Annotated in this window: 15 protein-coding genes; 8 read left to right on the top strand and 7 right to left on the bottom strand. The window is 69.4% G+C overall.

Features of this window, described 5'->3' with window-relative positions; translation table 11 throughout:
• From hpaD to FHX50_RS09075, 4 genes are all read left to right on the top strand, one after another.
• Positions 1 to 824, top strand: an 824-nt coding sequence (gene hpaD / locus FHX50_RS09090) for a 3,4-dihydroxyphenylacetate 2,3-dioxygenase (protein ID WP_183376793.1), incomplete at its 5' end; no start/stop codon positions are given.
• Positions 821 to 1,651 (top strand): fumarylacetoacetate hydrolase family protein, encoded by an 831-nt coding sequence (locus FHX50_RS09085; protein WP_183376791.1) that lies wholly within the window; start codon positions 821 to 823, stop codon positions 1,649 to 1,651. The genes hpaD and FHX50_RS09085, both read left to right, overlap by 4 nt.
• Positions 1,648 to 2,577 (top strand): HpcH/HpaI aldolase family protein, encoded by a 930-nt coding sequence (locus tag FHX50_RS09080; protein WP_246370942.1) that lies wholly within the window; start codon positions 1,648 to 1,650, stop codon positions 2,575 to 2,577. Before FHX50_RS09085 ends, FHX50_RS09080 begins: the two co-directional genes overlap by 4 nt.
• A 73-nt stretch (positions 2,578 to 2,650) precedes the next feature.
• The gene (locus FHX50_RS09075; RefSeq protein WP_183376784.1) at positions 2,651 to 4,849 is read left to right on the top strand and encodes an FAD-dependent monooxygenase; all 2,199 of its coding nucleotides are present in this window, start codon (positions 2,651 to 2,653) and stop codon (positions 4,847 to 4,849) included.
• Positions 4,850 to 4,908: 59 nt separating this feature from the next.
• Here FHX50_RS09075 and FHX50_RS09070 read toward each other — a convergent pair whose 3' ends face one another.
• Positions 4,909 to 6,159: an MFS transporter gene (locus tag FHX50_RS09070; RefSeq protein WP_343064082.1), complete on the bottom strand. Its 1,251-nt coding sequence runs from the start codon at positions 6,157 to 6,159 to the stop codon at positions 4,909 to 4,911.
• Between the two features lie 506 nt (positions 6,160 to 6,665).
• Here FHX50_RS09070 and FHX50_RS09065 point away from each other — a divergent pair.
• A complete protein-coding gene (locus FHX50_RS09065) occupies positions 6,666 to 8,159 on the top strand; it encodes an NAD-dependent succinate-semialdehyde dehydrogenase (protein ID WP_183376782.1) in 1,494 nt (497 codons plus the stop codon).
• A gap of 127 nt (positions 8,160 to 8,286) precedes the next feature.
• Entirely contained in the window at positions 8,287 to 10,392 is a 2,106-nt protein-coding gene (locus FHX50_RS09060) for a BCCT family transporter (RefSeq protein ID WP_221187306.1), read from the top strand.
• 97 nt (positions 10,393 to 10,489) lie between these two features.
• On the opposite strand, the gene FHX50_RS09055 is transcribed toward FHX50_RS09060, so the two are convergent.
• The gene (locus tag FHX50_RS09055; RefSeq protein WP_221187305.1) at positions 10,490 to 12,475 is read right to left on the bottom strand and encodes a heavy metal translocating P-type ATPase; all 1,986 of its coding nucleotides are present in this window, start codon (positions 12,473 to 12,475) and stop codon (positions 10,490 to 10,492) included.
• A gap of 92 nt (positions 12,476 to 12,567) precedes the next feature.
• Between FHX50_RS09055 and FHX50_RS09050 the strand changes: the two genes are divergently transcribed.
• Complete coding sequence (locus FHX50_RS09050; protein WP_183376781.1) at positions 12,568 to 13,200, top strand: CueP family metal-binding protein; 633 nt, start codon at positions 12,568 to 12,570, stop codon at positions 13,198 to 13,200.
• 23 nt (positions 13,201 to 13,223) lie between these two features.
• Here the strand turns inward: FHX50_RS09050 and FHX50_RS09045 are convergent, their stop codons facing one another.
• Complete coding sequence (locus tag FHX50_RS09045; RefSeq protein ID WP_183376780.1) at positions 13,224 to 14,312, bottom strand: glycosyltransferase; 1,089 nt, start codon at positions 14,310 to 14,312, stop codon at positions 13,224 to 13,226.
• Positions 14,313 to 14,336: 24 nt separating this feature from the next.
• On the bottom strand, positions 14,337 to 14,918 hold the full coding sequence (locus tag FHX50_RS09040; protein WP_183376779.1) for an alpha-1,2-fucosyltransferase: 582 nt from the start codon (positions 14,916 to 14,918) through the stop codon (positions 14,337 to 14,339).
• Between FHX50_RS09040 and FHX50_RS09035 the strand changes: the two genes are divergently transcribed.
• Positions 14,905 to 15,198, top strand: coding sequence for a hypothetical protein (locus FHX50_RS09035; RefSeq protein WP_183376778.1), 294 nt, complete (start codon positions 14,905 to 14,907; stop codon positions 15,196 to 15,198). The two genes, FHX50_RS09040 and FHX50_RS09035, sit on opposite strands and share 14 nt — an antisense overlap.
• A 60-nt stretch (positions 15,199 to 15,258) precedes the next feature.
• Here FHX50_RS09035 and FHX50_RS09030 read toward each other — a convergent pair whose 3' ends face one another.
• From FHX50_RS09030 to FHX50_RS09020, 3 genes are read right to left on the bottom strand one after another with little or no spacing between them, the layout of a single operon-like run.
• Positions 15,259 to 17,058, bottom strand: coding sequence for an ABC transporter ATP-binding protein (locus tag FHX50_RS09030; RefSeq protein WP_183376777.1), 1,800 nt, complete (start codon positions 17,056 to 17,058; stop codon positions 15,259 to 15,261).
• Between the two features lie 60 nt (positions 17,059 to 17,118).
• Entirely contained in the window at positions 17,119 to 17,412 is a 294-nt protein-coding gene (locus tag FHX50_RS09025) for a DapH/DapD/GlmU-related protein (RefSeq protein WP_183376776.1), read from the bottom strand.
• A complete protein-coding gene (locus tag FHX50_RS09020) occupies positions 17,412 to 18,239 on the bottom strand; it encodes a glycosyltransferase family 2 protein (protein WP_183376775.1) in 828 nt (275 codons plus the stop codon). Before FHX50_RS09020 ends, FHX50_RS09025 begins: the two co-directional genes overlap by 1 nt.
• Positions 18,240 to 18,244: the final 5 nt, after the last annotated feature.

Raw genomic sequence — 18,244 nt, 5'->3', positions numbered from 1 at the left:
TGTACTACCGGGAGATGGGCTGCCGGGTGGAGCGGCGGGCCGACGGGTTCGTGCGCGGCGTCGGCGACACCGTCCGCGTGGAGGACCCGCTCGGCTTCCCGTACGAGTTCTTCCACGAGGTGGAGCACGCCGAGCGCCTCCATATGCGCTACGACCTCATCTCCGCCGGGGAGCTCGTCCGCATCGACCACTTCAACCAGGTCACCCCCGATGTGCCGCGCGGCCGGAAGTACCTCGAGGAGCTCGGGTTCCGCGTCACCGAGGACATCAAGGACGAGGCCGGCACCACCTACGCCGCGTGGATGCACCGCAAGGGCACCGTGCACGACACCGCCCTCACCGGCGGTGACGGGCCCCGTCTGCACCACATCGCGTTCGCCACCCACGAGAAGCACAACATCCTGCAGATCTGCGACAAGCTCGGCGCCCTGCGGCTGTCCGACCAGATCGAACGCGGACCCGGCCGCCACGGCGTCTCCAACGCGTTCTACCTGTACCTGCGGGACCCCGACGGGCACCGCATCGAGGTGTACACGCAGGACTACTACACCGGCGATCCGGACAACCCCGTCATCACCTGGGACGTGCACGACAACCAGCGCCGCGACTGGTGGGGCAACCCGGTGGTGCCGTCCTGGTACACCGACGCCTCCCGCGTCCTCGACCTCGACGGCGCCGTCCAGCCGCTCACCCAGCGCACCGACTCCTCCGAGATGGAGGTGACGATCGGCGCCGACGGGTTCTCCTACACCCGCGAGGGCGACGAGGACGGCACCTACCGGGGCGAGGCGTCCAAGGGCTTCAAACTGGGGAACCAGCTGTGACCGGCGTTCCCCAGACCGGCCGCACCCTCACCGAGGAGCAGACCGTCGCCATCGCGGACGACCTGCTGCGCGCAGCGACCACCGGCGGCACCATCGACCTGATCTCCCCGCGCCACCCCGGCATGACCGTGGAGGACGCCTACGCCGTGCAGCGCGTGTGGCGGCAGCGCCGCGAAGACCAGGGCGGCACCGTGGTGGGCCACAAGATCGGCCTCACCTCGAAGGCGATGCAGGACGCCACCGGCATCACCGAACCGGACTACGGGGTCATCTTCGCCGACCAGGTGATCCCCTCCGGTGAGCGCGTGCGCCACGACCGCTGGTCGAACGTGCGGGTCGAAGTGGAGCTCGCGTTCGTGCTGAAGCACGACCTCGCCGGCACTCCCGGCCGGGAGGACATCGGCGCAGCGGACGTCATCGCCGCCACCGACTACGTGGTGCCGGCGCTGGAGATCCTCGACGCGCACGTGCAGCTGAAGGGCCGCACGATCGTCGACACCATCAGCGACAACGCCGCCCTCGGCGCCATGGTCCTCGGCGGTGAGGACCTCCGCTTCGCGCCGGACGCCCGTGACCTGCGGTGGATCGGTGCTCAGTGCTTCGTCAACGACCAGATCACCGAGACCGGAGTGTCCGGCGGGGTCCTCGGCGACCCGGCGCTGTCCGCGGCGTGGCTGGTCAACAGGATCGCCGGTCACGGCGACGGTCTTCGCGCCGGCGACACCATCCTCGCCGGCTCCTTCACCCGGCCCGTGTGGGCCGAGGTGGGCGATCATTTCCGGGTGGAGTACCAGGACCTGGGGGCAGTGGAGGTGTCCTTCGAATGAGTCACGAGATCGACCGGACCATGGCGGATGCCCGCGCCCGCGGCGTGATCCTGCCGCCGACCTTCCACCAGCGGGTCGATGAGGCCCGCGCCGCCGCCGAGGGGCGGGCCGACGGGTTCCGGCCCCTGGTGGGCCTGTGGAACTCCTCCGGTTCCTCCGTGGCCGGGGAGATCCTCGCCTCCAGCGGGGCGGACTTCCTCATCATCGACGGTGAGCACGGCCCGATGGAGCTCGACGGCATCCTGCGGGTTCTGCAGGCCACCGCCGCCTACCCCGCCACCCCGCTGGTGCGGGTGCCGTGGAACGACACGGTCCGCATCAAGCAGGTGCTGGACATCGGCGCGCAGAACCTCATCATCCCGAAGGTCGGCACCGGTGAGCAGGCCCGCGCCGCTGTTGACGCCGCCCGCTACCCGGGTGAGAAGGGCGGCCGGTACGGCGCCCGCGGCATCGGCGCTGCTCTCGCCCGCTCCTCCCGCTGGGGCCAGGTGCCGGAGTACGTGCACCAGGCCGACCAGCACGTCAACGTGATCGTGCAGATCGAGTCCAGTGCCGGTGTGGAGAACGCCCGTGACATCGCCGGCACCGACGGCGTCTCCGGCATCTTCATCGGTCCCGCCGATCTCGCCGGGTCCATGGGCTACCCGAACAACCCGGGCGCACCCGAGGTGGTGGAGGCGGTGGAGCAGGTGATCGCCATCGCGCAGGAGGCGGGGGTGCCCGTCGGCATCAACGCGTTCGCTCCCGCGGTGGCGGACCGCTGGCGGGACCATGATGTCGACTTCGTGGTGGTGTCCGCGGACGTCACCCTGATGGTGCAGGGCGCGATCGCCGCAGTGGACCGTCACCGCCGCTGGTCCAAGGGCCACCCCGGTGAGCCGCTGGAGCACGCCCCCGGCTCGCCTGACACCCCAGCCGCCTACTGAGACCCCTGCTGCCCACCGGCCGCCCGCCGTCACCCGGCCACCGGCCGCCCCTGTTCACCCGAGAGGACGACCAATGCAGTTCCACCACCACGGGTACGTCATCAGCGACCCCCGCATCGAACCCGCCGCCGGGCGCGGCGTGGACCGCCCGGACGACCTGCCGGACGAGATGGATGTGCTGATCGTCGGCACCGGCCCAGCCGGCATGCTGCTGGCGGCGCAGATGTCGCAGTTCCCAGAGGTCACCTGCCGCATCATCGAGAAGCGCGACCGCCGCCTCGAGATCGGGCAGGCCGACGGGCTCCAGGCCCGCTCCATCGAGACGTTCCAGGCGTTCGGGTTCGCCGACCGCCTCCTGCAGGAGGCGTACGAGATCACCGAGATGTCCTTCTGGCGCCCCTCGAAGGAGAACCGCGACCACATCTACCGCGCCGAGGTCACGAAGGACTCCGCGCATGACCGCGACGGCGTGCTTTCGGAGTTCCCGCACGTCATCTGCAACCAGGCCCGCGTCCAGGACTACTTCGCGGAGTTCGCCGCGAACTCCCCGGCCCGGCTGCGGCCCGACTACGGCTGGGCGCTGGAGCACCTGGAGGTCTCCGCGGACCCGTCGGCCACCCATCCCGTGACAGCGCACCTGGTCCGCTCCGCCGGCGAGGACGAGGGTGAGAAGCGGACGGTGCGGGCGAAGTACGCCGTGGGCTGCGACGGTGCGCATTCGCAGGTGCGGCGCGACATCGGCGGCAAGATGCACGGCGATTCCCGCAACCACGCGTGGGGCGTCATGGACGTCCTCGCCGACTCCGACTTCCCCGACTACCGCACGAAATGCGCGATCCAGTCCACCTCCGGCTCCATCCTCTACATCCCGCGCGAGGGCAACTCCCTGGTGCGGATCTACGTGGACCTCGGGGAGATCCCGGACGGCGGCAAGGAGAAGGTGCGTGCTACGCCCCTGTCCACGATCGTGGAGACCGCGCAGGCGATCATGCGCCCGTACACCCTGGATGTGCGGCATGTGGCGTGGTGGTCGGTGTACGAGGTGGGGCAGCGCGTCACCGACTCGTTCGATGACGTCCGCCCCGATGAGCGCGGCTCGAAGCATCCGCGCGTGTTCACCGCCGGGGACGCATGCCATACGCATTCGGCGAAGGCGGGGCAGGGCATGAACGTGTCGATGCAGGACGCGTTCAACCTCGGCTGGAAGCTCGGCCATGTCCTCACGGGGCGTGCTGTCCCCGGCCTGCTGGACACGTATTCGCAGGAGCGTCAGGACGTGGCCCGCAAACTCATCGAGTTCGACCGCGAATGGTCCACGCTGATGGGCGCCCGCACGTTCGACCCGGAGCATCCGGAGCTCGGCGGTGTGGACCCCGAGGAGGTCACCGCGCACTATGTGAAGAGCGAGGAGCAGGCGTCCGGGTTCGGGGTGACGTATGTGCGCGGCCAGCTGCTGACGTCGGACCTGTCGGACCAGTCGCTGGCCGACGGGTTCCCGCTCGGCAAGCGCTTCCGCTCCGCACCGGTGCGCCGTCACTGCGACGCGGTGCCGGTGGAGCTCGGTCACCATATGCGGGCCGACGGGCGCTGGCGGATCTACGTGTTCGCGGATTCTGCGCCGGCGGCGTCGGAGGAGTCGGCGGTGCGGGCGTGGGCGCGCTGGTTCGCGGAGGATCCGTCCTCGCCGTATGTGCGCACGCAGTCGCCGAACCGCGGCGCCCGCGACGCCGATTGGACGCGTGCCGATGATGCAGGTGCGCTGTTCGACGTCAAGGTCATCTACCAGGACGACCACAACGCATTCGAGCCTCAGGATGTGCCGGACGTGTTCCGTCCCCGGTTCGGCCCGTTCCAGGTGCGGGACCAGGAGCTGGTGTACGCCGCGGAGGAGGGCGATGACATCTTCGACCGCCGCGGTGTGTCGCGTGACGGTGCGGTGATCATCGTGCGGCCGGACATGTACGTGTCGGCGGTGCTGCCGCTGGATCGCCCGGAGCTGGTGGGTGAGTTCTTCGCACCGATCCTGCTGGATGCGGACGCGCCGGCTGCGGTTGAGGCGCGCCGGGTGCTGGCAGAGGGCCGCGACCTGCTGCGCGAGCGCAGTGCGTCCGGTCAGCCCGCCGGGAAGCCGGGCGGTTTCGGCGGCGGTGCGCATGCGGAGGCGGGGGTCATTTCGACTCTCGGCGGGTCCGCCTCAGACGGCGAGGACGGTGCCGCGCGGGCGGAGATCCGCACCGTGGCCGAGGACGATCAGGTCATCGCAGACATCTGACCCGCGCGGCGCGGGGCCTGGGCCGGGCGGCGGGCCGTGACCGTCGCCCGACCCCCGGCTCAGGCCGTGGCGGGGCGAGGCGCCGGCTTCCAGGTCTCCCACTCGCCGGACTCTTCGAACTCGGCGTCCAGCGGGCTGCCGGGCCGGTCGCGCAGCAGCAGCGCGCCGGTGGTCGCCACCGCGATCGTGACCAGCAGGTACCCGACGATCGCCCACGTGGTGCCGGTCTGCTGCAGAAGGGTCTGCGCGATCGACGGCGCGAACGCACCACCGAGGATCGCAGCGATCGCGTACGAGATCGACACGCCGGAGAAGCGGACCGACGCGGGGAACGTCTCGGCGTACCACGCGGACTGCGGTCCGTAGGTGAAGCCGAGGACCACCGACAGCAGGCAGCAGCCGATGAGGACACCGATCACGCCCATGTCCACGAACAGGAACAGGGGGATGACGGCGGCGGCGAGCAGGGCGTAGCCGATGAGGTAGGCGGGGCGCCGGCCGATGCGGTCGGAGAGGATGCCGGCGATGAAGGTGAAGACCATCCACACCACGGCGGCCACGAGCACCGCCAGCTGGACGTGGGTCGGGTTGTATCCGAGGCCTCCGTCGGACTGCGGCCGGGACGCGAGGCCCTGCACGAAGCCGCCGGTCACCATGTAGCCGACGGCGCTGTTGCCGACGAACACGAGCGCGGCGGTCAGCACCAGCTTCCAGTGGCTCTTCATCAGCACGGCGATCGGCTGGGTCTCGCGCTGCGCGGTCTCACGCATGTGCTCGAACACCGGTGATTCCGACACCTGGGAGCGGATGTACATGCCGACCGCGATCAGCAGGAACGATGCGAGGAACGGCACGCGCCAGCCCCAGGAGAGGAACGCGTCGCCCGGGGCGATGGTGGTCATCAGGGCGAGGGCGCCGGAGGCGAGGAGCATGCCGGCGGGCACACCGAGCTGCGGGTACATGCCGAAGCGGCCGCGCTGGCCGGGGCCGGCGTGCTCCACCGACATGAGGACGGCGCCGCCCCATTCGCCGCCGGCGGCCATGCCCTGCAGGACACGCAGGAACATCAGAATGATCGGGGCGGCGATGCCGATGGTGGCGTAGGTGGGCAGCAGGCCCACGCAGGTGGTGGCGATGCCCATCAGCAGCAGGGTGATGACGAGCATGGGTCGTCGCCCGATCTTGTCGCCGAAGTGGCCGGTGAGGAACGCACCGAAGGGCCGGAACAGGAAGGACAGGCCGATGGTGAGCAGCGCGAGGACGTGTTTGAGTCCTTCGCCGGCGGGTTCGAAGAAGAGGGTGCCGAACACGAGGTTGGCGGCGAAGGCGTAGATGAAGAAGTCTTACCACTCGATGGTGGTGCCCACGATGGTGGCGCCGATGACGCGTCGGCGCTCCGTGGGGGACACCTCGAAGTGGTCGGGGTTTGCGGTGGTGGCTGCGGCGGACATGCGGGCCTCCTTGCGGTCCGGGGCGCGGGGTCGGGGGTGCGAGCCGAGGGGCCGACGGGTGCCGCCCATCCACCGCACCGCACCCAGCGCGATGTGGTGGCGCTCACATGCGCGGCACTCTACCGGCGTCGGCGGCGGTGCGGGCAGGAATTCGCGGATCGTATATGCCGGCCCGCGGAACCGCGGCCCGCTTCAGTGCGTGCGCGCCCAGATCTGAGGTCGCGGGTCGGGTCGCTGCAATCCCCTGGAATGTGACCCAGGCTTCATATACGATCCGAGGAGATCCGCTGCGCCGCCTGCGCCGCGCCATCCCGCACAGCGTCGGCAGATCCGCCAACGCGACGCCACTCAGTGAGGAGAGCGATATGTCCGCCGATTCGAAGCGTCCCGCCGTCACCGAGGAGCGGATCGCCGATCTGCTCGGCCGCATCCCCACCACCTCGTTCGTGGGCGGCGAGTTCATCGAGGCCGGCCGCACGTTCCCGGTGGAGAACCCCGCCACGGAGGAGACCCTCGTGGAGGTGGGCGACGCCGACGCCGCCGAGGTCGGCACCGCCGCACTCGATGCCGCCGTCGCCGCCCAGCGGGACTGGGCGGCCACCGCTCCCCGCACCCGCTCCGACATCCTCCGCCGCGCCTACGACCTCCTCCTGGAGCGCGCTGATGACTTCGCCCTCCTCATGACGCTCGAGATGGGCAAGCCCCTCGAGGAGGCGTACGGCGAGGTCACCTACGGCGCGGAGTTCTTCCGCTGGTACAGCGAGGAGGCAGTGCGCCTGCCCGGTGGGTACGGCCGGGCCCCGTCGGCCGATCACACCATCACGGTGGGCATGCGCCCCGTGGGGCCGGTCCTCGCGATCACGCCGTGGAACTTCCCGCTGTCGATGGGGACGCGGAAGGTGGGGCCGGCGCTCGCGGCGGGCTGCACCGTGGTGGTCAAGCCCGCGGGGCTGACGCCGCTGTCGATGCTGCTGCTGATGCAGACGCTGAAGGACGCGGGCGTGCCCGACGGGGTCGTCAACTGCGTTGTCACGAAGGATTCCGGTGCGCTGTCCTCCACGCTGATGGCGGACCCCCGCCTGCGGAAGGTGTCGTTCACCGGCTCCACGGCTGTGGGCAAGGAGCTGCTGAAGCTGGCGGCCGACGGGGTCCTGAAGTCGTCGATGGAGCTGGGCGGCAATGCCCCGTTCCTCGTTCTGCCCAGTGCGGACATCGACACGGCGGTCGAGGCGGCGATGCCGGCGAAGTTCCGCAACAACGGTGAGGCGTGCACGGCCGCGAACCGGTTCTATGTGCACGCGAGCGTGGCGGAGGAGTTCACGCGCCGCCTCGTGGAGGAGACAAAACACCTGGTGGTGGGCCCCGGCGTGGAGGACGGCACCACGATGGGCCCGATGGTGGAGGCGAAGGCGGTCGACAAGATCGAAGAGCTCGTGCAGGACGCAGTCGACTGCGGCGCTTCTGTTCTCACCGGCGGGGCCCGTGTGGATGGGCCCGGTCACTTCTTCCAGCCGACGGTGCTCGGCGATGTGCCCCGCTCCGCGCGGGTCAACAGGGAGGAGATCTTCGGGCCGATCGCCCCGATCATCGTGATGGACGATGTTGAGGAGATGATCGAGGCGGCGAACGACACTGAGTTCGGCCTGATGAGCTACGTGATCGGCGAGGACCCCGCTGAGGTCGACGCCGTGGTGCAGAGCATCGAGTCGGGCATGCTGGCGATCAACGTGGGCGTCGCCTCGGATGCGGCGGCGCCGTTCGGCGGCGTGAAGCAGTCCGGCCTGGGGCGCGAGGGCTCGGCTCGGGGTCTCGAGGAGTACCTGGAGCCGTTCTACATGCGGCGCCCCGTCGGCCGCTGAGAAGGAGGCCGACGGGTTCCCTCCCCGGGCCCGTGCCCTGCGCTTTCGCTCGGTTCGCTGTACGGTTGAACAGCAGATCGCCGGCTCGACCCGCGAGCCGCCCCCAGTTGCGAAGCACGGTGAACCGATGACTCCCCCGCACACGTCCGACCCGTCCGAGCAGTCCACAGCAGCCGCCCGCCGCGCCGCTGCGCATCCTGCGGCCCCGGGCACCCCCTCCGCCGGTGCCGCGGCGGCACCCGTCGGCGCCCCCGCCCGGGCGAAACAGGCCGCGGGGCGCTTCTTCAAGGAGATGGACCGCTACCCGCACAACATCCACCCGGCGCTCGTTCCCGGTGTGGATGTGGACGATCAGCGCATCCGCTACGGCATCGACAAGCCGATGCTGATCATCGTGGGCGCCGCCGTCACCGGGTTCGTGCTGTGGGGCGTCATCCAGCCGGACGTGGTGCTCGCCGCGACCACCGCCGCTCTCGGCTGGATCATGACGAACCTCGGCTGGGTGTTCAACAGCCTCGCCATCGGCATGGTGCTGTTCCTGCTGTTCCTTGCGTTCTCGAAGTACGGCCGGATCCCGCTGGGGCTCGAGGGCGACAAGCCGGAGTATTCGACCGTGTCGTGGGCGGCGATGCTGTTCGGCGCGGGCATCGGCATCGGCATCATCTTCTTCGGCCCGTACGAGCCGATGACCTACTACCTGTCTCCGCGACCCGGCGCGTACGAGCCGGCGTCGATGGAGGCGGTGAAGGGTGCGATGGTGCAGGCGGCGCTGCACTGGGGCGTGAACGCGTGGGCAATCTACGCGATCGTCGGCCTCGCGGTCGCCTACGTGTCGTTCCGTCGCGGCCGCGTGCCGCTGATGAGTTCGATCCTCACCCCGCTGTGGGGCGGCGGCACGGACAGTGTGCCGGCGCGCATCATCGACGGACTCGCCATCATCGCCACACTGTTCGGGACGGCCGCCTCGCTCGGCATCGGCGCCCTGCAGATCGGCTCCGGCTTCACGCTCGTGACGGGCTGGTCGCCGGGGGCGAACACTCTCGCGCTGGTGATCATCGTGCTGCTGACGATCGGCACGATCATCTCGGCGGTGTCCGGCGTGGCGAAGGGCATCAAGCGCCTGTCGAACGTGAACCTGATGCTGGCGATGGTGCTGGCGCTGTTCTTCTTCGTGGCGGGGCCGACGGTGTTCCTGGTGAACATCATTCCGGGTGTGATCACGCAGTACTTCTCGCAGCTGCCGGAGATGCTGTCCGCCACGACCGCGGACTCCGAGGAGATGAATGAGTTCCTGTCCACGTGGACCACGTTCTACTGGGCGTGGTGGGTGTCGTGGGCGCCGTTCGTCGGCGTGTTCACCGCGAAGATCTCGAAGGGCCGCACGGTGCGCCAGTTCGTGATCGGTGTGCTGACGATTCCGTCCACGATCATCGTGCTGGCGTTCACGATCCTCGGCGGCACCTCCATCTATCTGCAGCGGCACAACGGGGAGAGGATCGCGCCGGGCAACGACATCGACGCGCTGCCGAAGCCGGAGGACATCTTCTTCGCGGTGCTGGATCAGCTGCCCGGTGCGCAGTTCGTGGCGCCGATCGTGATTGTGATGCTCGCGGTCTTCTTCATCACCACGTCGGATTCGGCGTCGCTGGTGAACTCGCAGCTGTCGCAGAAGGGCAACCCGAACCCGAACCGGTGGGTGACGGCGTTCTGGGCGATCCTGATGGCCGGCATTGCGGTGGTGATCCTGCTGATGGCGGGCAAGGATGCGCTGCAGGGCCTGCAGAACCTGATCACGATCACGGCGCTGCCGTTCGCGGTGGTGCTGGTGCTGATGGCGGTGGCGCTGTTCAAGGAGATGCGCACCGACCCGCTGGTGATCCGCAGCGACTACGAGAAGTCGGCGGTGGCGAACGCGGTGCGGTACGGCATCGAGGAGCACGGCGACAACTTCTCCCTGCGGGTGATCCCGGAGGAGGGCGAGTACGCCGCCGGCGCGGGCTACGACTCGCACGCGGAGGAGCTCACCGACTGGTACGCCCGCACCGATGAGGACGGCAACCCCGTCGCCTACGACTACGAGATCGGTGCCTACCTCGACGAGCACGGCAACCCGGTGGATGAGGACGGCAAGCTGCTGGAAGACGAGGAGCGCCGCGAGCCGCGCGGGGAGGACGGCGAACCGCGCGGCGAGGGGACCGACGGGTCCCACCGCGCCGCGGATTCCGACGCGTAGAACAGTCGCCAGCGCTCGACGGCGAAGCGCGGCGGCTGGGCGCGCCAGCGGCCCGCGGTCAGCTGCGGGTAACGGCCGTGGAGCCCGTGCTCGATCCTCAGACAGTGATGCCGGGGGTGCGCTTCGGGCGCTTCGGCAGCAGGCCGAACGCCTTCCCGGAACCCGAACCGCCGCGCGCAGCGTCATCAGCATCTGCGCCGGCGCCGCCATCGGGGCCGCTGCCCGGCCCCTCCTCCTTGGGCGACTCCTTCAGCTCATGCTTCGAGGCGCGCCCCGGGATCAGCCGCGCCGAGTTCAGGATGAACACCGTCTCGGAGCCCACGTGGATGACCGCCGCAGCGACCGGCGACAGAAGGCCGAAACCGGCGAGGACGATGCCGATGACGTCCACCGCGATCGTGCCGATGAAGTTGGCCATGACGATCGCGCGTGCCCGCTTCGCGATCGCGACAGTGCGGGCCAGATCGTGCAGGTCCGAGCTGATGAGGATGACGTCGGCGCTCTCCTGCGCCACCCCGGTGCCGGACCCCATCGCCACGCCGACGTGCGCGTGGGCGAGCGCGGACGCGTCGTTGACGCCGTCGCCGATCATGGCGAGGCGGTGCCCCGCTTCCCGCTCCTGACGGATCACCTCGAGCTTCTCGTGCGGCAGCAGTTCGGCGCGCACATCGGTGATGCCGAGTTCGCGGGCCACAGCGCGGGCAGTGGGTTCGGTGTCGCCGGTGATGATGAGAGTGCGGATGCCGCGGCGGGTCAGTTCGCTGATCATCGTCTTCGCGGAGTCGCGGATCGTGTCAGCGAGCAGCACCGTGCCGATGCAGCGCCCGTCGACCGCCACGTGCACCGCGGTCGCCTCCCCCTGGTCGCGGACCACCCGCGGGGCGTCGGGGATGAGGCGGCGGGAGCCGACGGTGACCTCGTGACCATTGATGCGGGCGGCGATGCCGGAGCCGACGCGGTACTCGAAGTCGTCGGCGGGCATGAGGGCGATGCCGAGCTTGCGCGCCAGGTCGACGATCGGTGCGGCGAGGGGATGCTCGGAGAACTGTTCGGCGCTGGCGGCGGTCAGCAGCAGATGCTTTTCGCTGACCCCGTCGGCGGGGCGGAGGCCCACCACGCGCGGGGTGCCGGTGGTGAGGGTGCCGGTCTTGTCGAAGGCGACCACGTCCACCTCGGACAGGGCCTCGAGGTGGGCGCCGCCCTTGACGAACGCGCCGGTGCGGGCGATGCGGGCGATCGCGGCGAGAACGGCGAGCGGGGTGCCGGCGGCGACGCCGCACGCCCCGGCCACGATGATCACGGCGATGGTGGAGCGGATGTCCTGCGTGATGAGGAAGGTGATGACTGCGCCGCCGAGCGCGAGGTACACGAGGTACGAGGCGAGCCGGTCGGCGAGGCGCTGCACGGGCGGCGCCTGCTCCTGTGCGTCCTGCACGGCGGTGACGATCCGGCCGTACGAGGAGTCGGCGCCGACCTTCTCGGCGCGCACTTCGAGGGCACCGACTTGGTTGATGGAGCCGGCGAACACTTCGCTGCCGGGTACGAGGTCCACGGGGACGGATTCGCCGGTGATGGACGCTTGGTCGGCGGTGGATTCGCCGGCGGTGACGACGCCGTCCACGGCGATGCGCTCACCGGGGGTGACGATGACGGTGTCGCCTTCGGCCAGCTGGTCCAGGGGGATGGTGCGGATGTGGCCGTCGCGGCGCACCTGGACGTCGTCCGGCAGGAACTCCATCAGAGAGGTGAGGGCGCCGCGGCCGCGCTCGAGGGCGAGGTCTTCGAGGATCTCGGCGGCGAGCACGAACACGGTGATGACGAGGGCGGTGGTCCATTCGCCGATCGCTGCGGCGGCGACGATGGCGATCAGCATGGACAGCTCCATGCTCATGCGGCGCCCGCGGATGTCCTGCCACGCTTCGGTGAGGATCGGCCACAGCCCTACGCCGAGGCCGATGACGGCGACGGGGGCGGGCCAGCGCAGGCCGGCGAACACGAGGACCGCGCACAGCACCACGAATCCGACTCGGAGGGCGTCCGTCCGGTCGATCTTCTGCCAGACCGTGGGTGCTGTGGTGCTCATGGTTTCAGCGTAGAACACGCTGGTGAGACCGGCTGCGCGTTCCGGGACCGATGCCCCCATGGGGTATGCGCGGGGTTTGCTAGGGTGACGCTATGAATGAGTCCCGCCGCGCTGTTCTGGGGGCCGTGCCGCTGGTCGCGGCCGTCGGCCTGCTCGCCGCATGCTCCCGGAGCGCCACCCCGATGGCGACGGATCCGTCGGCGCCGGCGGACGGGGAGGCCGACGGGTCCGTGCTCGCCCCGTTCCACGGCCGCGATGCGCGCGAGGTCATCGACGAGCTGGAGTCGACGCCCGTGTCGGACCGCTCCCGGGACTTCCTGGCGCAGGTCCAGCACGATCAGCTGCTGCTGACGGATGTCGCAACGGAGGAGGCGCTCGCGCTGTCGCTGCCGGAGGGGATGTTCTACGTGTCGGTGGCGCCGTACGCGGCCCAGACGCACGACTGCTTCCTGCATTCGCTGACCACCTGCCGGGGCGAGATGGCGAGCGAGGAGCTGACGGTGACGGTGGAGGCGGCCGACGGGGCCGCGCCGTCCGGTGAGCTGCCGAGCGGTGAGAAGGTCACCACGCATGACAACGGGTTCTTCGGCCTGTGGCTGCCCGCCGGGATGCAGAAGGCGACTCTGCGGATCGAGCATGGGGCGTCCGGGAGGTCCGCGGAGCTGCCGATCTCGACGATGCCGGATTCGCCGACATGTGTGACCACCGCGCAGCTGGAGGGGTGATCGTCAGTTGCGGTGGCTGATCCTCAGCGACGAGGGATGAGCGCGAGCGCTGTCCGATAGCCCCATGCCTTCATTGTTGGAGCGCCGCGCCGGGCACGCCAGGTCATCCGAACGGTCTCCCACCACGGGACCCCGGTGGCTCTGGCTCGGATCGCCAGCTCCCATAGCACCGGCAGCACCCGCGCGTCGAGATCCCGGTCGCGGCCGAGAGCATGCGCGAGGCTCACGTACTGTGCCCGGATGAAGCGCGCGCTCCTCGGGTCGAAGCCGACGGCTGCCGCCACCGCCGCTCGGGTCCCCACCGCCCACCAGTCCTGCTCGGCGCGCGGGCGCAGTGCCATGCGCCCTGCTGCCGCACCGGTTCGAGCGAGCGCGGACGGCCAGTTTCGGAAGTGCGACCGGTCCCAGAGGCCGAACCGGTTGGCGAGCAGTGCGTGGGTCCGTGCCGCCCGCACTGCTTCCCGTGCCCGCGCACGGGGTTCCCGGCGCTGGCGATAGGCGATTCGAGCGACCTTGCAGGAGACGGCCGGGTAGCCGGCGCGGACAGCACGGACCGCGAAGTCATTGTCCTCACCGCCGGCGGGAATAGTGACGTCGAACCCGCCGATACGGCGCAGCGCCTCAGCGGTCGCGCCGAAGTCTCCGCCCATCAGGATCGGAAATGCGGTGCCCTCCTGTTCCCGGACGGACGGCAACCAGTCCGGGGAGTCGTCGATGAGAGCGCGCACGGCATCGACGCCGCCGTCGAACGCCGCATCCGGCACCGGGTGGCAGGAGCCGCTCCACACTTCGGCGTCGCGGAACGCTTGGATTCCGTGCGCCACCCACCAGCGGGAGACGACATCATCGGCATCGCAGAACATGAGCCGATCGGCCCTGGCCGCCGCCATGGCGACGTTGCGGGCATAGCCAGCGCCGGCGATGGCGTCGGCCCGCACGAAGCGCACCTGGACACCGGGCGGAGGGACCGCGACGGCGATGACGGCATCGAGGTCGTCGGTCGACCGGTTGTCCGCCACGATGATCTCGAACGATGGAGCGTCCTCCTGAGTGAAGAGCGCCTCCAGCTGCATCGGCAGGGTCGGCGCGGCGTTGAAGCAGGGGATGACCACGCTGACCTCGGGGGCGTGGTCGAGCTACCCCACGATAGCTGGGGACTCGGGGTCGTCCAGCCAGTCGACGGGCAGCCTCTTCCAGGCCCGCGGGAACCACGTGGGGGTGTTCTGGTCGTGACCGCGTTCGTGCTCCGCCGGACCGATGATCTGCGCGCCCGGGTCCAGAACGGACGCGATGAACCCGCCCCAGTAGGAGAATGTGGAGTTCGCCAGCACCAGTCGCGGCGCTGCGGCAACAGCGGCCAGGTCATCGAACATGCTCTCGCCCGCCGACCCGTACTCCACCGGGACACCGGGCACCAGGTCGGTGAGGTGCTCGCGGCACCAGGCGACGTCATCCGAGACGAACCGAACGCCGTTGATGGGGCCGTACTGGCGGTGCAGAGCCAGTGCCCGCTCCACGTAGCTGCGGACATCAATGCCGAAGCGTCCCCGGAACTGCGGCGTGTAGTAGTCACCGCGACGGACGTTCACCAGCACCTCCCCCTCGGTGCGCACTGCGTCCGCAGCCGCGAGACGGCGCTGGAAGTGGGGTGATGTGAGCAGGCGGCGGCGGCTGAAGTCGGTGAGGTCCCGTTCGCTGAAGTCGATGCCGATCTTCATCGACCAGAACGGCCAGCGCTCAGCATCGCTCGCCTCACCGGTTCCCGAACCAGTGGTCAGGTCCTGCAGGGCGGGGGAACTCTGCGAGCCAGGCTTCCCTGTTGTCGCGATGTTCCACGACGATCGTCCGCAGCGGGCTCTGGTGGCTGTGCGCCCAGAGCCAGAGGTACAGGTAGTTGCCGCCGCGGACCGCGTCGGGCGCCACCAGGTGAAGGAGGCGCAAGCTGCCGAAGCGCAGCACCTGGTTCCGTTTGGCGATACCGGCTCGGAGGCGCAGTGAGTCGACGGTTGAGCGAATACCCATGGTTGCTCCGATCTGCGGCGGCGGAGCGGGGTTCGGTCAGACGAGCTTCCCGAGCCGAACGAGTTCAGCGAAGTGGTCGTTGACCTCAGCAACATGCTCGAAGGGCCCTTCGGCCACGAGCCGGCCATTGTCCATGAACACGACGGAGTCGACGTTCCGGATCGTACTGAGACGATGCGCGACGAGGATGATGGTGAGTTCTCCGGAGAGCGCTTCGATGGTTTCGGTGATGCGCTTCTCGGTGATGTTGTCGAGGGCGGAGGTGGCTTCGTCCAGGACGAGGAACGCCGGATCGCGGTACAGGGCACGGGCGATCCCGATGCGCTGGCGCTGACCTCCCGAGATCCGCACCCCGCGTTCACCGAGCCGGGTGTCGAGCCCGTCGGGCAGGTCGTCGAGGAGGGAACCGAGTTGGGCGCGGTGCACGGCGTCGAGGATCTTCGCGTCGTCGACGCTGTCCGGCGACTGCCCGAATGCGATGTTGGCGCGGACCGTGTCGTTGACGAGGTAGACGTCCTGACTGACGACACCGACCGACTGCATCCAGGCGCCGGGGGATGCGTGGATCCGGTGGCCGTTCGCGAGCACCTCCCCCTCGGTGGGGTCGAACAGGCCGAGGAGGATGTCCAGCAGGGTCGACTTGCCCGCTCCGGACGCACCGACGAATGCGACGGACGACCCGTAGGCGATGGTGGTGCTGACGTCCTTGACCGAGAACTCCTCCGTGTCGGGGTAATGGAAGCCGACCCCGCGCAGTTCGATGTCGCCGACGAGCTCATCAGCAGGCGCTTCGTCTGGGACGCTGACAAGATCCGCATGCCGGAAGGTGGGAAGAAGGCCCTCCAGCTGGTCGATGCCGACTTCGCTGGACCGGATCGAGCCGAGGGAGGTGCCCAGACGCTGCAGAGTGGGCAGCATGCGGGCAGCCGCTGCGGTGAACACGCCGAGGATCGCGATGATGGTGCCGCCGGAGGACGTCACCGTGAGGATCCCTGCGATCATGCCGATGCCGGCGATCAGGGCGACTTCGAGGACGTAGCGGGGCAGCTCGGTGAGGACCAACAGGTTGCGCTGCGCGGCGCTCTGCTTCAGTTTGGCCCGACGGAACCCCTCCACGTAGTTCTGCTCGGCGCGGGAGAGGCGGACTTCGCGGAATCCGTCGACGATGGGGATCAGCGCACTCCAGGAGTCCTTCGCGTGCTCGGAGATGACCTCGCCGGCGCGGCGCTGCTCCCGCCGCACCAGCATCTGCGTGCCCACCACTGCACCCCCGAACACGACGACGGCGGCAAGGGTTCCCCACGGCGAGACGATGAGGAGGACGACCAGCGTGAGCAGGAGGGTGAGGATGTCCACGACCAGGGTGATGGACGCGGCGATGACCCCGGTGAACACCTGCATGACCGACGTGTTGATCTGACGGTGCATATCCGCTGCGTCGCGTGTGCGGTGGACGGCGTAGGAGGACAGCGCGTACTGCTCGAGCAGACGAGCCGATGCGAGCGCGTTGAGGCGCTCCGACTTGCCGACCACCCAATAGCGGAAGGCGATGGTGAGCACGGATTTGAGGATGAAGATGCAGCCGACCAGCGCCGCGAGGGCGATCAGGGAGCCGCCGAGGCTGGTCACGCCGAACGGCTCCAGGACGGCGCTCGTGAGCTGTCCCGGTGGTGCTCCGGTAGCCAGCAGCATCAGCGGCATGGTGGCGGCAACGCCGACCATGTCGAGCGCGGCGACGAGGAGGGAGCCGACCATGGCGAGATACAGCCAACGGGTGCTCTCGGCGGGGAGGATCGCTCGATGGATCCCCATGGCCCTGCGGAAAGTCGTCAGCATACGGCGAACCTAGCAGAATCTGAGGCGCCGCTGATTCAGTTCGACCAACAGAGTGGTCAGTTACGCAGAGGTGGACCCGCCTTTGTCCAGTTCCCGGATGGGCCGGGCGGGAACCCCGGCGATCACCGTGTTCGCCGGCGCATCCTTCGTGACCACCGCTCCAGCACCGACGATGCTGCCGGGGCCGATGGTGACGCCCGGGAAGATGATCGCGCCGGCGCCGATCCAGGTGCCCGCACCCATATGGATGGGCCGGTGTGCTCCGTCGGCTGCGCGGCGGGTAGCGGGGCCGGATGCGACATGAGCAAGCGTCTCCCGGACGCGGTCGCGCAGAAGATGGAGGAAGCGAGGCATCACAGAGTCGTCCTTCTAGGAAACAGGCGGTACTGGACCATCCCCTCGAGCGCCCCGATGTGTGCTCTGAGCAGGTAGGCCCACCGGAGCCGCTGGGCTCGTGTGCGCAGCCGGACTGGCGCCGTCAGCACAAGGTGGGCGACGGCGGGCAGGGACGCCTTCAGGCTGGGACCGTTCATTCCGCGGTCCCGGTGGCGGATCCACAGCAGGATCCGCGCGCGCTGCTGGATGCGCTGTTGCCGGAGCGGGCCCCGCATCGTGGTCTGCAGGTCGTAGGCGACCATCGCCCGGCCGCACATCACAACTCGATGCCCGGCTTCTTGGGCTCGCCACGCGAAGTCGGTCTCCTCGGCGCCGCCGGGATAAGAAGGGTCCATCCCGCCAACGGCGAAATAGTCCTGCCGGAGCATCGCGAAGTTTCCACCGGCAACTGTGGGCAGGTATCCAGCGAACCCGCTCGTCGATTCTCTGACGACGGGTTCGTCTGCGGGTGGGTCGAAAGGAGGGTCAGTGGACGGGTCGATGCCGTAGGCGAAGAGAACGTCCGCGTCGTTGTGTCGGGTGTGGTTGAGAAGTCCGCCGGAGATCGCGCCGCCGGATTGCTCGACGGCGCGACGGTGAGCATCGACCCACCCGGGGCTGGTCTCATCGTCGGCGTCGCAGAATGCGAGGATCCTGCCCTCGGCGGCGCTGGCACCCACGTTCCGCGCGTGGGACGCGGAGGCCGGACCAGATGCTTCCACCCACCGCACGGGCAACTCCCCACTGAGGGAGCGGACAACCGCGGCGGTGGCATCGGTGCTGCCGTTGTCGGCAAGAGACGTCAACCGTG

Source organism: Helcobacillus massiliensis (assembly GCF_014191425.1).
GTDB lineage: Bacteria > Actinomycetota > Actinomycetes > Actinomycetales > Dermabacteraceae > Helcobacillus > Helcobacillus massiliensis.
This window is presented reverse-complemented; position numbering and strand designations above follow the sequence as displayed.